Source organism: Vibrio sp. 10N.247.310.23 (assembly GCF_041467155.1).
GTDB lineage: Bacteria > Pseudomonadota > Gammaproteobacteria > Enterobacterales > Vibrionaceae > Vibrio > Vibrio crassostreae_C.
In genome coordinates this window covers 1-16173 of the sequence record NZ_JBFSTZ010000009.1, presented here as the reverse complement: position 1 = coordinate 16173, position 16173 = coordinate 1, and the positions used below count along the sequence as shown (strand labels likewise).

The following is a 16173-nucleotide window of genomic DNA, read 5'->3' as shown; positions in this document are numbered from 1 at the left end:
TGTTTTTGTTTATGCCAAAATCTAATTGATAATTGAACCAATGACACAATACTGACTATATTTAACGATAAATTGACCAGTTATTTACCCTTGGAGTTTGAGATTTAATTCATAGGCTCTTAATATACTCGTTTACAGAATGTTACAATCAGTAGAGATTTGTAATGGCTCGAATTACTCAAGTACAAAAACTAGAAAATCAAAAAAACTACGATGAGATCGTACTAAACCTTTTTCTGGCTGAAGGACATGAAGCACTAACTTATGCAAGGATTGCTCAAGAGATTGGCATTAGTTTAACGACGCTTCAGGGCTATTATCCGTCGACCCGCGCTATTCGTTCAGTACTTCACGAACACATGCTATCGATCGTTATAGACGGTCTAGACTTTTCATCGGAAGCGCTTTTTATCCAATCTTGGCAAGCCGCTCTAGATAATGAGCAGTTTCGATACGTGATTAAATTGATGTTTTTCCATGCTTCGCAAATAAAGAACCCTGAGCAATTTAACCTCAGCTCGAACGGCGAATTTCGTGAAAAGATGTTGGACAGTTTAGGCAACGACTCAGTTCGAATCCTTGAAATGGTAGTCGGACGCTCAATGTTCTATCTCACCAACTTCAAGTAACGCTAACCAGCTTACTGAAATAGAAAAAGGGAACCCTAGGGTTCCCTTTTTTAGACTTTCAGAAAAGTGAGCAGCGATGACCTGCTCAACTTATAGACCTAATTTAGCTTGTAAAAAACGGTCGATAACGGCGGCAAACGCAGCTCAATCGATGTGTCTAGCCCTTCGCTCTCTACAGATTCAATCTCAGCAGTCTGCTTCACTTCAAAACCGCTGCCTGCATAGTCGACAGAGTCTGTATTCAACAACAATGCGTATTCACCTTTTGCAGGAACACCTAAGCGGAAATGCTCGTGAGGCACTGGCGTAAAGTTAGACACTATCAATACTCGCTCACCAGATTCACTGATGCGCTCGTGCGCAAGAATGCTCGCTTCAGCAGAGTCCTGTAGACGCCATTCAAAGCCTTTCGGATCAAAATCAAGATCGTGCATTGCAGCTTCAGAGCGGTACAGATTGTTCAGGTCTTTCGTTAAACGCTGAACACCTTGATGACGCTCGTAATCCAGCAAAAACCATTGCAGCTGGTCGTCATGGTTCCATTCAGCCGTCTGACCAAATTCTGCACCCATGAAGTTCAGCTTCTTACCTGGTTGCGCATACATGTAACCCATATAAGCACGTAGGTTTGCCGTTTGCTGCCATTCATCACCAGGCATCTTGTTGTGGATAGAACCTTTACCGTAAACCACCTCATCGTGAGACAGAGACAATACATAATTCTCACTGTGTGCGTAAACCAGTGGGAAGGTAATCGTATCGTGGTGATATTTACGGTTGATTGGGTCTTCTTGAATGTAAGACAAGCTGTCGTGCATCCAACCCATGTTCCACTTAAAGCCAAAGCCTAAGCCGCCCATAAAAGTCGGTGCTGAAACACCAGGGAAAGCCGTTGATTCTTCAGCAATCGTCATCGCATTCGGAAAGTGTTTATACACTTCTTCGTTCATCCACTTAAGGGTTGCGATAGCGTCGTAGTTTTCGTTGCCGCCATCCGCATTCGGGATCCATTGGTCATGGCTACGCGAATAGTCGAGGTACAACATCGAAGCAACCGCATCAACACGGATGCCATCAATGTGGAATTGCTCGAACCAGTACAGTGCATTAGAAACTAAGAAACGACGAACATGCTCTTTGCCTAAATCGTAAATGTACGAGTTCCAATCTTGATGCCAACCACGACGTGGATCTGGATCATGGAATAATGGCGTACCATCGAAGTTTGCTAGGCCGTGATCATCACTTGGGAAGTGAGCAGGAACCCAGTCCAGAACAACGCCAAGACCCGCTTGGTGACATTGATCGACGAAGTATTTGAAATCATCTGGAGAGCCAAAACGGCTAGTCGGTGCAAATAGACCTACAGGCTGATAGCCCCAAGAACCGTAGAATGGATGTTCTGAAACTGGCATTAGTTCAACGTGCGTGTAGCCAAGATCCGTTAGATATGGGATCAGCTCTGCCGCAAGCTCGCGATAATTTAAGAATTCACCTTCAGCGTTACGCTTCCAAGAACCTGCATGCAATTCATAGAACGAAAGCGCTTCTTTGCGCTTTTGCGTTACCGGGCGATTTTGCCATTGAGTATCTTGCCACTGGTAACGAGCGTGATCGTAAGTTACAGATGAGAACGATGGGTATTGCTCAGAGTAGAAACCCCATGGGTCAGATTTGTGTGGTAAGCCTTCGCCATTTGGTCCTTTTAATTCAAACTTGTATTGAGCGCCTTCTTCCAGTTCAGGAATGAATAAGCCCCACATACCGTAATCTAGGCGTTGCATTGGGTGGCGGCGACCATCCCAAGCGTTGAAGTTACCCACCAAGCTTACCGCAGTTGCATGCGGTGCGTACACCAAGAAACGCGTACCTGAAATCGTCTGTCCATCACGCTCTAGCGTAATAAACTGAGCCCCCATGTGATGATACATATCTTTCGGTGTATGAAGATCTTCATAACTCGCGTACAGATCGTGGTACTGGTAAGGATCATCGATGATCTGTTCTACGCCAGCCCAATCAACCGCAAGCTTATAGTGAGTAAAACGTAAGTCTCTCTCTTGCTTAAGAATGAAACCACTTTCACCCTCTCGCGCTAACTCAATACGAGGTTCCTTTCCAACAATCAACTCGACTTTATCTGCCCCAGGAATCCACACACGTAATGCACCTTGCTCAGAAGGTAGGTATGGCCCTAAAAACGCGAATGGGTCTGTGAAACAAGCCTGTGATAGTTGGGTATATATTTGTTTTTGCTTTGAAATCGAACTTAGTTCCAAAACGTTTCTCCCTAACCAAACATCCAAAAAACATAATACAAAAATGCCCGCTATTAGTGCGGGCAATATAACGACGGTTTATTCTACCAGATGAGCATTCATTATTGAGTGACCGAGGTTGTAGTTTCGTACGGCGTAAGCAAAAAACCACCTAATTTCAAGTCACTCACGTCATTACTTACCGGCTTTTTCTCGAACGTCAGTCAGCTTAGAAGCGATACGATTAACGCCTTCGTGAGCAAATATTTCGTCCAAGTTCATTGATAGTTTACGACGCCAGTTAGGGTATTCATCAACCGTGCCAGGAATGTTTACTGGCTTGTCCATCTCTAGCCAATCTTCTAGCTGAACGCTCAGTAGTGTTGAACCACCAGCCGCTACGTGCAGTTGAAGTGCCTCAGCAAGGTAAGAGTCCATCGGTACTTGGCTCGCATCGCGGCCCACACCTTCTGGTAGGAAACCATGCCATGCTACTGAATCTAAGATACCTTGCTTGCACTCTAGGCGGTCATCGAACAAGGTTTCTAATTGTTCTGCATCTGGGTATAAGCCAATCTCTTGGCCCATTTTCAGGTCATCACAGTGCCAGAAGCCACGAAGCGTTGGCATATCGTGAGTACACAGTGCCGCCATCGATTGTGATGCGTAGTGTTTTGGTGAGATGAAACCACCGTCATCTTCTGATGTTTCGAAGAAGAACACTTTGTAAGAGTGCACGCCAGCATCTGCAAGGATGTCGACAATCTCATCCGGTACCGTTCCTAAATCTTCACCGATAACGCTACATTGGTAACGGTGAGATTCAAGCGCCAGAATAGACAGCATATCTTGTACTGGGTAGTAGATGTACGCGCCCTTAGTTGCGTTCTCACCCTTTGGAATCCACCACAAGCGCAGTAGACCTAAAACGTGGTCGATACGCAGTGCACCACAGTGCTTCATGTTCGCACGAAGTAGCTTGATGTAAGCGTCGTAGCTTGTTTCTTGAAGCACTTCTGGGTTTAACGGAGGTAGACCCCAGTTCTGACCCAAAGGACCAAGAATATCAGGTGGAGCACCAATGCTCGCATCCATCACTAGGTTGCCTTCGTCAGCCCAAGTCTCGCTGCCTGAATCTGCAACACCTACCGCTAAGTCACGGTACAGGCCAACAGCCATGCCCTTCTCTTCTGCAAGAGACTGTGCATCGTTGATCTGGCAATCTGCTAGCCATTGCAGGTACATGTACAGATGAACGTTTTCTAAGTTCTCTTTGATGTATTTCTGTGTCGCTGGGCTGTCGAATGTACGGTACTTCTCAGGGAATACCGGCCATCCCCACATGCCAGAATCTTCTGCATGCAGTTCACCATGTAGAGCATCAAACGCCGCTTGATGCATCAGGCTATCGCCACCCTCTTCTACGAAGGCTAAGAACGCTTGTGCACGGTCGCTGTTTTTGTCTAGATGACGAGTCTTAAATTCTGCGAATAGCAGAGGCAAGATGCTCATCTTAAGCTCAGACACTTCGGTGTAGTTTACCCAGTGTGCTTCACGCGCTTTTTGTAGACGCTGTTGGAACTCTGCGCTGCCGACTGTTTGTTGTGCTTCTGCACTTAGTGCAAATTCAGGAACTGAACTCACATCAATGTATAAGATGTTCAACCAGCGACGAGAAGATGGGCTATATGGGCTCGCACCTTCAGGGTTCGCAGGGAACAATGAGTGAATTGGGTTTAGACCAACGAAGTCACCACCACGAGAAGCGATATCCGCAACAAGCTGTTTTAGGTCTCCGAAATCACCAATACCCCAGTTATGCTGAGTTCTTAGGGTATAAAGTTGAACACTGGGTCCCCAAAGCTTTTTGCCTTGCTCGATTGGTGACTGCTTGAAACACGCTTTTGGCGTAATAATCAGTGTCATCTCGTAAGGCTTCTTACGGCGCTTACGGCTCACAATGAGCTTGTGATAACCCCATGCCAAATCACTTGGCAATGCAAACACTAAAGGGCCACCCTCGGCACGCTCGTCACGAATGACTTGAGATTGAAGATAGCCTTCAAGTACCTCTCCTTGCTCGGTTTCTAAGCGCCAGCTGAACTCACTTTCACGAGCACTTACACCTAGATTAAGCGCCACTTCTACTGGCTCACCGTCACGCAAGACAAGAACTGGGTCTAGTACATCTTTTTTGTGTTTTCTTTCTGCTGACTTAAGCAGTGCATCATCGCTGCTTGTATCGTAGCCCAACGAAGCCAATAGAGACGTGATCGTCTCGTCTGATACTTGTGCTTCATCGCCCCACGCACTAACGTAACTGTCGGCAATGTTTGCCATTTCTGCGACTTGTTTTAATACGGTCTGTTCTTTCATCGCTCTCTCCGAAAACGTTCTGACGCTTTCTATTTTGTAGGGTTGTTAATTTAATTTTTACTAATCAATTAGCTTGTGACAATCGGTTTGTAAGCAGCTTGTTTATAAACGAAACCTTTAAGCCTTTCGTTTGCTCACAAGCTAATTGAGCCAAGGCAGAAACTGCCTTGGCTACTTTGGAAGTATTAACGGTTAACCGCTTCAAGTTTCCAGATGTTGTTCACGTAGTCGCGGATAGAGCGGTCTGATGTGAACTTACCAACCAATGCTGTGTTAAGAATTGCTTTCTTAGCCCAACCTGCTTGGTCTTTGTATTGCGTGCCCATGTCTTCGTGCGCTTTCACGTAAGATGCGAAGTCAGCAAGACATAGGTAAGGGTCACCACCGTCTAGCAGGCTATCAAACGTTGCACGTAGAAGGCCTGGTTGACCTGGAGTGAACTCATCGCCAGTCAGTAGGTCTAGAGATGCTTTCAGTAGTGGGTCTGCATTGTAGTAGTCGTATGGGTTGTAGCCTTGAGCTTTCAGAGCTTGAACACCATCAACGTCTAGGCCGAAGATGTAGATGTTTTCATCACCCACTTCTTCACGAATCTCAACGTTTGCACCATCCATCGTACCGATAGTTAGCGCGCCGTTTAGAGCCATCTTCATGTTGCCCGTACCAGATGCTTCTTTACCCGCTAGTGAGATTTGCTGAGAAACGTCTGCTGCAGGGATGATGATTTCAGCCATGCTTACACGGTAGTCAGGAATGAATACCACTTTCAGTTTGTTACCGATGCGAGGGTCGTTGTTGATCTTCTCTGCAATCTTGTTAACCGCGAAGATGATCTCTTTCGCTAGGTGGTAACCCGGTGCTGCTTTCGCTGCGAAGAAACATACGCGTGGCTCACACTCGAAACCAGGTTCGTTAAGAATACGGTGGTACAGAGATAGAATGTGTAGCAAATCTAGGTGCTGACGTTTGTATTCGTGAAGACGTTTGATTTGAACGTCAAAGATAGCGTTAGTATCTAGCTCGATACCCATGTTCTCTTGAACCCAATCAGCTAGGCGCTGTTTGTTTTCTTTCTTAACAGCCATGAATTCTTTTTGGAATTTCGCGTCTGTTGCAAACTTAGCGATGCCTTCTAGCTGCTCAAGTTTTGCTGGCCATTCAGTGCCGATCTTACCCGTGATTAGCGCAGATAGACCTGGGTTACAGAACTTCAACCAACGACGTGGCGTGATGCCGTTCGTTACGTTAGTCAGTTTACCTGGGAAGATTTCGTTGAATTCAGGGAACAAGTCTTTCTTAACCAGTTGAGAGTGAAGCGCAGCTACACCGTTTACTTTGTAAGAACCAATCACACATAGGTTTGCCATGCGAACCATACGGTGGAAACCTTCTTGGATGATAGAAAGCTTCGCTTGCTTCTCACCATCACCAGGCCACATCTTGCGAACTTCTTGCATGAAGCGGTGGTTGATTTCAAAGATGATTTCCATGTGACGTGGAAGAAGACGATTGATTAAAGATTCAGACCAAGTCTCTAGCGCTTCTGGAAGTAGTGTGTGGTTCGTGTAAGCGAACGTGTGAGCACTGATTTCCCATGCTTGATCCCAAGATAGACCTTTCTCGTCAATCAGGATGCGCATTAGCTCAGGAATCGCGATCGTTGGGTGTGTATCGTTCAGCTGAATCGTTTCTTGCTTAGGCAGATCTTCTAGAGAGAAACCTGCTGCTTCGTGGCGACGTAGAATATCGCGAACCGATGCTGCTGAATGGAAGTACTGCTGCATTAGACGCAGAGTCTTACCTTTCTCGTGGTTGTCGTTCGGGTAAAGAACTTTAGTGATGTTACCTGCATCGATTAGCGAGTGTTGCGCTTCGAAGTAATCACCGTTGTTAAAGCTTGCTAGCGAGAATGGTGCGATTGCCTGACATTCCCAAAGACGCAGCGGGTAAACCGTGTTTGATTCGTAACCTACGATAGGTAGATCCCAAGGCATTGCTTTTACTTCCATACCTGGAACCCAAGTACGAACTTCTTTACCGTCAACGAATTCAACGTCTACATGACCGTAAAAACCAATGTGTTGTGCTAGTTCTGGACGAGCTACTTCCCATGGGTAACCTTCAACACCACGCCATGCGTCAGGTGCTTCTTGTTGACGACCGTCTTGGAAAGATTGTTTGAATAGACCGTACTCGTAGTGAAGACCGTAGCCTACTGTTGGGTATTCTTGAGCGGCACAAGAATCCATGAAACAAGCAGCTAGACGACCAAGACCACCATTACCTAGTGATGGGTCGCGTTCTTCTTCTAGAAGGTCAGTTAGGTTTTGACCTAGCTCTTCCATTGCATGAGTGATCTGTTCGTAAAGACCCATGCTGATCAGGTTGTTACCTGTTAGACGACCAATCAAAAACTCTAGTGATAGGTAGTTAACGCTCTTAGCGTTCTTAATTTTTTCATCATTTTCAGTTTCTAGCAGGTCAAAAGTCGTTAGCTCTGCAAGAGCACGACCCATTGCTAGATACCATGAACGGCTGTCTGCTGTTTCAACGGTTGTTGCGTAGGTTGCAGATAAATGTTTCTTAACACTCTCTTGGAATGACACTTTATCGAAAGTTTTTTGCTGAGTTGGTTTCATTTCAGAAATCTCGCTTTTAATAGTTCTAATTCATCTGTGACATATCGTGCATGGTCACCATAAACTAAACATCCTCCCGCTAATGCAACTGACTAGGAGTAGATGGGAGGGCGTAGGGGGCGTACCGACTTAGGGTTAGTGATCTGACTCTCATGTTCTGACTGAGAACAAAAACTTGGAGTGACTAAGATCACAAGCTCCCGTTCGATAACTTAACTTCAATTGATGTGACTTTTATTTAACCAGATTAAAGTCATTGTCAAATCTGATATTCAGATCACGAAAATAATTTCCAACTCTCATCTTTTGCATAGATTCCCGTGTAGGGATGAACGAAGTCACATTCACAAACCAACCCGCAACGTGAGCAAAGTCTCAAATAAAGGGCGTAGACACCCAAAAACATGCAGGAGTGCAAGGTTTCTGAGGAGGATCGTAGTCGGTAACGTTTGGCTTCACGTAATATGAGTAAAGACTTAAGTAATTAGGCTGATGTCATTGGAGTGCACTCAACGATAGATTGGGATATTCCAGAACATAGCCACGGAATAGGTGTAAAACTTCGATATGTGGATCCCTTCGAAACTGACTCGTCCCGGCCGCTTACATAATGCAATCCTACGACCTAGGGTTCTCGATCTGCTTCACAATGCAGATTGCTATAAGCTTGTGTTGTTCCGCTCTCCAGCGGGCTACGGCAAAACCACCATGGCTGCACAATGGTTGGTAGATAAACCCAATGTGGGTTGGTACAGCATTGATGATAGCGACAACGATGCCTTCCGCTTTATCAACTACCTACTTCAATCACTTAATAAAGCGACTCAAAATGCCTGTCCGAATGCCCAAAAGCTGGCAGAAAAACGACAGTTTTCATCGCTGCATTCTTTATTAAGTGAAGTATTTGCCGAGATGTCGGAATTCCATCACGAGTGTTTTCTGGTGTTGGATGACTATCACTTGGTCAACAATGACGACATCCACGAAGCCATGCGCTTCTTCCTCAAACACATGCCCGATAACCTAACGTTGGTTGTCACCAGTCGTGGTACGCCACCACTTGGTACAGCAAACCTGCGCGTTCGTGACTTAATGATCGAATTAGGTAATGACTCGTTGGCGTTTGATACCGAAGAAACCACACGCTTTTTCAACCAACGCGTAGCCGACGGCATTGATGACACGACGGCAGATAGCATTTGTAGTTATGTAGAAGGTTGGCCTTCTGCACTACAACTTATCGCGCTACAAGCACAACACCAAAAACGCACTCTTGCACAGTCCGCAGAGTCATTCTCTCACTTTAACCACGCCCATCTTTGGGACTACTTGGTTGAAGAAGTATTCGACCTGCTAGACAAAGAAACCCGACAGTTCTTGATGCAATGTTCTGTGCTTGATCACTTCAACGATGAGCTTGTGTGTGCACTTACACAGCGTGAAGATGCGTTAGGTATGATCGAATCACTCAACCGATTTGGCTTATTCATCTACCCGCTTGAAGGCGAGAAGAACTGGTACCGATTCCACAATCTATTCGGCGAATTTCTTGCCCACGAGCGCCAAGCTCGAATTCCACAGCAAGAAGCCGAGTTGCACCGAAGTGCCGCGAAAGCGTGGATCAAACAGAAAACGCCTCATCAAGCACTGCGACATGCACAACGTGCTGAAGATCCAGAGCTGATCATTCAAATTTTGACGGAGCACGGTTGGCCGATGTTCAACCAAGGCGAACTTTCATCTCTAGAGATGGCGATCAAGCAACTGACTACGGATCAACTATACAGTGAGCCGAAGCTATCAATGCTGCGCGCTTGGCTGGCACAAAGTCAGCACCGGTATGATCAAGTGGGGACTTTGTTGGAAGAGGCTGAGACTCAATATCAAGCTCGAAACATTGAACTTGATACTCAGCAGCAAGGCCAATACAACGCCTTGCGCGCCCAAGTTGCCATTAACAGCAATGAGCCTGAGAAAGCATTGGAATTGGCTGAGCTTTCGTTAAGCCAGCTGAACACCACCGTTTATCGTAGCCGCATTGTCGCAACCTCTGTTGTAGGTGAAGTGAATCACGTGATGGGCAACCTGAGCCGTGCGCTACCTATGATGCAGCAAACAGAGAAGCTTGCTCGCCAGTATCAAGTTTACCATCAGGCGCTGTGGGCGATTCTGCAACAAAGCGAAATCTTGATTGCTCAAGGTTATGTTCAAGCTGCGTTTGAGCTACAAGACAGCGCATTCAAATTAATTGAAGAGCACCAGCTGCAATACGTGCCTCTACATGAATTTTTGCTGCGTGTTCGCGCTCAGATCTTCTGGTGCTGGAACCGACTAGATGAAGCGGAAGAGTGTTGCTACAAGGGCTTAGATATCCTTGGTCACCACTCACCAAGTAAACACCTACACAGTTACTCAATGCTGGCTCGTATTTCATTGAGCCGCGGCGAGATTGATAAAGCGTCGAAGTTTATCGACCAAATTCAACACCTGCTACGTCAATCAACTTACCACGTGGATTGGACGGCAAATGCTTCTTTGTCTTTGATTCTTTTTTGGCAAGTAAAAGGCAATAAAGAGGCAATCCGTGATTGGCTAAGCGTGGCGGTTCGACCTGAATCGGCGAGTAACCACTTCTGTCAGCTTCAATGGAGAAACATCGTACGTTCTCACATCATCCTTGAGCAGTATGAAGATGCGGAAGAAGCACTGACTTTCCTTAAGAGTGAAGCGCAGCGTTCACATCTGATTACAGACACCAACCGAAACTTGATCGTTGAAGCGGTGTTGCGTACACAAATTAACGATGAAGACAGCGCGCGCGTGCTACTTGAAGAAGCGCTTCATATGACCAACCAAACCGGTATGGTTGGTAACTTCTTGGTCGACGGTGGAACTATCGGGCATATCTTGGATAAATTGAGCAACAAGCCAGGCTTAGGTGACTTAGAACGCCATCGCGCTCAACAGATCATGAAAGATATCTCAACCACTCAACGCAGCCGCTCGGTTCACTTCGATGAAGACTTTGTTGAGAACTTGGTTAATCACCCGAATATTCCTGAGCTTGTGCGCACTAGCCCACTCACCCAGCGTGAATGGCAGGTACTTGGTCTTATCTATTCAGGGTTCAGTAATGAGCAGATAGCTCAAGAGCTCGATGTAGCGGGGACCACGATCAAAACTCACATCCGTAACCTTTATCAAAAGCTGAACATTGCTAACCGCAAAGAAGCAATCAGCACAGCAGAGAACTTGCTGCAGTTGATGGGTTACTAAAACGGATTCGAGATTGATTCGAGAAAAGCTTAAGCTAGTCACCAATGGTGGCTGGCTTTTTTTTCATCTGAAGTTTAGAGCTTAAAAATGTAGGAACTGGAAAAGAAAAAAGACAATCACCAAACGACAGGCAAAAAAATAGCCAACCGCAATAATCGCGATTGGCTCTATATATTTGTGAACAAATCATAAGTTCACTAACAACGTCAGTTGGCTAGGTGACCCTCGGCTTAAGAAGGGTCAATGTATATAATGCAGTTAGCGTGCCAACTTTAATTCGGCGTTTTATAAGCCCTGCATCGCATAAAAACCATGAATTTGTCATGCGAATTGCAAAGTGCATTTGCATAATGCAACCAAGATGCAATATTGATAAGAGATCAGTTTCATCTCTGTTCTTAATGACAAATTACTAAGTGGTTGTATTTTAAATGTAAGGCAAATGTTCACTTCAACTTATTGCCTTACAATTAAGAGAGCAATAAAAGCCCCTCCCCAATGGCATATTCATACTTTTTTTACACTAAAGTTTGTATACTGCACAAAATCACCCTCAACTCTATGAAGCAATGAACTACTTAAGTACTTTTTTCAAAGGCATGGCAATGGGCGCAGCAGACGTTGTTCCTGGCGTGTCGGGCGGAACCATCGCATTCATCACTGGTATCTACGATACGCTGCTAGAAAGCATTCGCAGGATTAACCCTAGCGTACTTGGCTTATGGAAACGCGAAGGCTTCAAAGCCGCGTTTAACCACATCAATGGTTTCTTCCTGATTTCACTGTTCGCAGGCGTATTCACAAGTATTGCGACATTTGCAAAACTGATTTCTTGGTTATTAGTCACCCACCCCGTTCCACTGTGGTCTTTCTTCTTTGGCCTGATCTTAGTATCGGTTTTCCATATTCTTAAGCAAGTAGAGAAGCGCGATATGATTCGATTCGTGTTTTTGCTGCTTGGCGTTGCTTTCGCTTATAGCATTACCGTGCTTAAACCGCTGCAAATGGAACCAACCAGCATCAACGTATTGATTGCGGGTGCGATTGCTATCTGCGCGATGATTTTACCCGGTATTTCAGGCAGCTTTATTCTGCTCCTGATTGGCATGTATGGCCCCGTGCTTGGCGCCGTTAAATCATTTCAAGTCGATGTACTTGCGCTATTCCTTGCGGGCTGTGTGATCGGACTGCTGACTTTCTCACATGTACTGTCTTGGCTATTGCGTTCATTCCGCGACTTCACATTGGTATTCTTAACCGGTTTGATGATCGGTACGCTGCCTAAGATCTGGCCTTGGAAAGAGACCATCAGCTGGCGCACAAACTCAAAAGGTGAACAAGTTCCTCTGATTCAAGAAAACCTATCACCGTTTGATTTTGAAGCGGTAACCTCTCAGCCTTCTCAGTTGGTCATGGCGATTGTGATGATGTTTGCTGCGATTGCATTGGTTTTAGGCCTGGAGAAGTTCGCAGAGCGTAACGCTGACTAATCATTCAACGTATTTCTGGAACATGTTCAGAATGGATAGAACTTAGAAATACTAAGCTCACATATCTATTAAACAGACAAAAGCGAAGCCAATGGCTTCGCTTTTTTAGTTCTACCATACGCACAAAATTGCTTTTTGATACAAGCACGTATTGAGTGGTGTGATACCATCGCCGTTCTTATAAAATCAAATGAGAACACGACATGCACCCAGCATTAAAGGTTGCTGCGCTCGGTATTGCGCTGGTCGCTGGCTTTTATGGACCACAGGCAGTCGAGCAATTTAAATCGGTAGTAGAGAGCCACTCTCCTGACGTCAACTTAGATGACTACTGCATGCTTTCAACAACATGGTGTGAGCAAGACAGCGTTGCTATGACCCTTGAGCATGAAACAGCTCAACCTCTAGTCCCAACAAAAATCAAAGTGGTGTGGGAAGGCGCGGCCTCTGAAACCTTGATGCTATCGCTGACCGGTTTAGAGATGGAAATGGGCTCAGCACGTTTCCAATTAAAAAATACTGGTAACAACATCTATGAAGGTGATGTCATTTTACCCGTGTGTACCATGGATCACATGACTTGGCTTGGTGAGCTCACCGATGGTGTTGAAACCGTAAAACCTGCAATAAGGATGGCAAGATGAGTAGAAATTGGTCGTTAGCATTGGTTGTCGCTTTTGTACTTGGCTTTGGTGTCAAAAGCTATCTTGATGGGCAAAACGAAGTTCAAGAACAACACGCTGCAAAACAAGAGTTCTCCGCAACGACTCTTTTCGGCAAAGACAACCAACCAACGGAAATCTTTGACCAAACCGATGACAGAATTCGTATCGTTTACTTCGGTTTCACACGCTGCCCAGATGTGTGCCCCACTTCTTTGGCTATGTTGGCCGGAGCACTTAACCAAGTCTCTGATGAAGCAAAAGCCAAGATTCGCCCGATGTTTGTCTCTCTCGACCCTGAGCGTGATGCAGCAGAGGCCTCATACGAATACGCACAATACTTCCACCCAATGATGGAAGGATTAAGTGGTCCTTTGGATGTGACAACCACGCTTGCACACAACTACGGTGTTATTTTCAGAAAGACCAAGCTGGAAGGTTCAGAGTTGGAATACACCCTTGACCACAGCTCATATTTTTATTTTTTAAAGCCCGACGGTACCTTGATTACCAAAGTGCCGCATACGTTAACGCCAGCGCCGATTGTTGAGGCCATCAACCAATTGACGCAGTAAAACGTAAAAATAAAGAACTTAACCAATAAAGTTCGAACAAAAAAGTCAGGTCCCAGACCAAAACATAAAAATTAAGGACAACAACATGAAGTTAAAAGCACTTGCTCTAGCAGGCTTATTGCTCACTCCCCTTGCTCACGCTAATAGCGACATTATGGTTCATGACGCGTACGCTCGTGCAACACCGCCTTCAGCAGTGAACAGCGCGGTATTCACGACTCTGATGAACCACAGCGATAAAGATCGCGCTATTGTTTCTGCGACAACGCCAGCAGCAGGAAAGGTAGAACTTCATGATGTTATCGTTGACGGCGACGTAATGAAGATGCGCCAAGCTCAACAAATCACAATCCCTGCAAATGGTGAAGCGGTACTAAAGCCAGGTAGCCTACACATCATGTTGTTCGACCTAAAAGATGGTCTAAAAGAAGGTGAGCAGATCGAAATGACTCTGACTTTCGCTAACGGTGAAACGCAAACCTTTGACGCGCCGGTTAAGAAAGTAATGAGCGGCATGAAAAAGATGAATCACGATCATCACTAATCGGATTCATAATCAATGAAATAAATTAAGCCACGATGACTTCTCGCCATCGTGGCTTTTTGTTAAACTGAGCGCGCTTTTTATTCAAAGCCTGAACACATCAATAAACCAAGGAGAATAGAAGATGATTGTAATGAACACACTAAAACTGGCAGTAAAAGTAACGCGTTAATTTGTTTGGTTAATCAAACTTAAACACCGATCTACCAACTTATCGTCATCCATTGACGACCGCACACTTTTACCCGGTTTACTGTTGATCATAAGTGATCAATACCTGCATGCCCAACAACGCATGACTAAATCCGGGGTCCTATCTATTTGAATTCGACCCAAGCACAAAACATTTTTGACGTCTCGACGCTTTTTGATATGACTAACGCTTTTCGATCTCATCAACAACCTGAGATCTTACAAGACGTTAATGCTCTCATAAGAAAAGAAAGCTCGCACGTCTGGGTAAATAGACATGAATTCACAAAACGCATTTTCTCATCCAATGTCACTTCAACAACTTGGATGGCAACCTGTATTCCAACAACAACTGACACTCGAAGACTATGACCACTCCGTCATTGCTCGTATCGTCGCACATCACCGTAGTGGCTATACATTAGCGTCAGAGCAAGGTGAAATTGTTCTACCCATCCACCAAAACCAACCGGCAATGACCGTTGGCGACTGGGTGATTTTGAACTCTGATCTGCAATTCGACCGCTTACTAGACCGTCAATCGCTCTTCCGCCGTAAAGCTGCTGGCAGTCGCGTAGCTGAACAATATATTTCAGCCAATATCGACACGGTTTTTATCGTGGTGTCGTTAAATAACGACTTTAACCTAAGCCGCATCGAGCGTTATCTCGCTCTCGCTAATGAAGCGCAAGTTGAAGCCGTTATCGTACTCACCAAGAAAGACTTGTGTGACGACTACCAAGACAAAGTACAGCAAGTACAAAGCCTAGACCCAATGCTGATGATCGAAGCGGTCAACAGCCTAGCTCAAGACTCAACCCAAGTACTTTCACCTTGGTGTAAAATCGGCAAGACCGTCGCGCTAATGGGCTCTTCTGGTGTGGGTAAGTCGACTTTGGTTAACTCATTGCTAGGTGAAGCATCGCAGGCAACTGGTGGTATTCGTGAAGACGACAGTAAAGGTCGTCATACAACCACATCACGATCACTCCACTTGCTCGCATCAGGTGGCTTGCTTCTCGACACTCCAGGAATGCGAGAGCTACAACTTGCAGACTGCGCTGAAGGCGTGAGTGAAACTTTTTCAGACGTCGAAGAGTTAGCAATGCACTGCCGCTTCTCTGATTGTCATCATGAATCAGAGCCGGGATGCAAGATAAGGGCTGCCATTGAGAGTGGTGAACTGTCTGAAAGACGATTTACTAACTATCAAAAGCTACTGAGAGAGCAAGCAAGAAACGGCGCTTCTCTTGCAGAGCAACGCGCTAACAATAAGCAGCTTTCCAAAATGTACCGAAACGTACAGTCAGAAAGCCGCAATATTAAGAAAGGCTCAGCTTAAGCAGTTGGATATTGACGGTAATCTGAGTTAATCGCTCAACGCTGAGCTGAAACACCGAGCCCCACGTGTCAATCGCGTGGGGCTTTATCGGCTTTGTTTCCTAAATCAGGGAACTAATGCTTAAAGCTACGATCAGATCAGATCATCTAAGTTCACTCACATACTTAGAGCAATGCCAAAGCCTCGCTAC

General features: G+C 45.5%; 10 protein-coding genes. 7 read left to right on the top strand and 3 right to left on the bottom strand.

The genetic code is table 11. The features are described from left to right. Window positions 1-164: 164 nt before the first annotated feature. Window positions 165-629 (top strand): hypothetical protein, encoded by a 465-nt coding sequence (locus AB6D93_RS08690; protein WP_065583791.1) that lies wholly within the window; start codon window positions 165-167, stop codon window positions 627-629. Window positions 630-727: 98 nt separating this feature from the next. Here AB6D93_RS08690 and glgB read toward each other — a convergent pair whose 3' ends face one another. The 3 genes from glgB to AB6D93_RS08675 form a co-directional block, all read right to left on the bottom strand. Next, window positions 728-2908, bottom strand: coding sequence for a 1,4-alpha-glucan branching protein GlgB (gene glgB / locus AB6D93_RS08685; protein WP_065583790.1), 2181 nt, complete (start codon window positions 2906-2908; stop codon window positions 728-730). Between the two features lie 174 nt (window positions 2909-3082). Then, on the bottom strand, window positions 3083-5263 hold the full coding sequence (gene malQ / locus AB6D93_RS08680; RefSeq protein ID WP_017067441.1) for a 4-alpha-glucanotransferase: 2181 nt from the start codon (window positions 5261-5263) through the stop codon (window positions 3083-3085). A 185-nt stretch (window positions 5264-5448) separates the two neighbouring features. Further along, window positions 5449-7902 carry a glycogen/starch/alpha-glucan phosphorylase gene (locus AB6D93_RS08675; protein ID WP_102332726.1) on the bottom strand — a complete coding sequence of 818 codons (2454 nt, stop codon included), beginning with the start codon at window positions 7900-7902 and terminating at the stop codon, window positions 5449-5451. A gap of 567 nt (window positions 7903-8469) precedes the next feature. On the opposite strand from AB6D93_RS08675, the gene malT reads away from it, so the two are divergent. The 6 genes from malT (at window position 8470) to rsgA (ending at window position 15983) form a co-directional block, all read left to right on the top strand. Next, window positions 8470-11178 (top strand): HTH-type transcriptional regulator MalT, encoded by a 2709-nt coding sequence (gene malT / locus AB6D93_RS08670; RefSeq protein WP_102332727.1) that lies wholly within the window; start codon window positions 8470-8472, stop codon window positions 11176-11178. Window positions 11179-11747: 569 nt separating this feature from the next. Then, window positions 11748-12668, top strand: coding sequence for a DUF368 domain-containing protein (locus tag AB6D93_RS08665; protein ID WP_017064236.1), 921 nt, complete (start codon window positions 11748-11750; stop codon window positions 12666-12668). A 203-nt stretch (window positions 12669-12871) separates the two neighbouring features. Next, window positions 12872-13312 carry a hypothetical protein gene (locus tag AB6D93_RS08660; RefSeq protein ID WP_017064235.1) on the top strand — a complete coding sequence of 147 codons (441 nt, stop codon included), beginning with the start codon at window positions 12872-12874 and terminating at the stop codon, window positions 13310-13312. Further along, window positions 13309-13905, top strand: coding sequence for an SCO family protein (locus tag AB6D93_RS08655; RefSeq protein WP_065583787.1), 597 nt, complete (start codon window positions 13309-13311; stop codon window positions 13903-13905). The genes AB6D93_RS08660 and AB6D93_RS08655 overlap by 4 nt, the downstream gene beginning before the upstream one ends. An 85-nt stretch (window positions 13906-13990) precedes the next feature. Beyond that, on the top strand, window positions 13991-14449 hold the full coding sequence (locus AB6D93_RS08650) for a copper chaperone PCu(A)C (RefSeq protein ID WP_102332728.1): 459 nt from the start codon (window positions 13991-13993) through the stop codon (window positions 14447-14449). A gap of 469 nt (window positions 14450-14918) precedes the next feature. Continuing rightward, a complete protein-coding gene (rsgA, locus tag AB6D93_RS08645) occupies window positions 14919-15983 on the top strand; it encodes a ribosome small subunit-dependent GTPase A (protein WP_102332729.1) in 1065 nt (354 codons plus the stop codon). The last annotated feature ends 190 nt before the right edge of the window (window positions 15984-16173 follow it).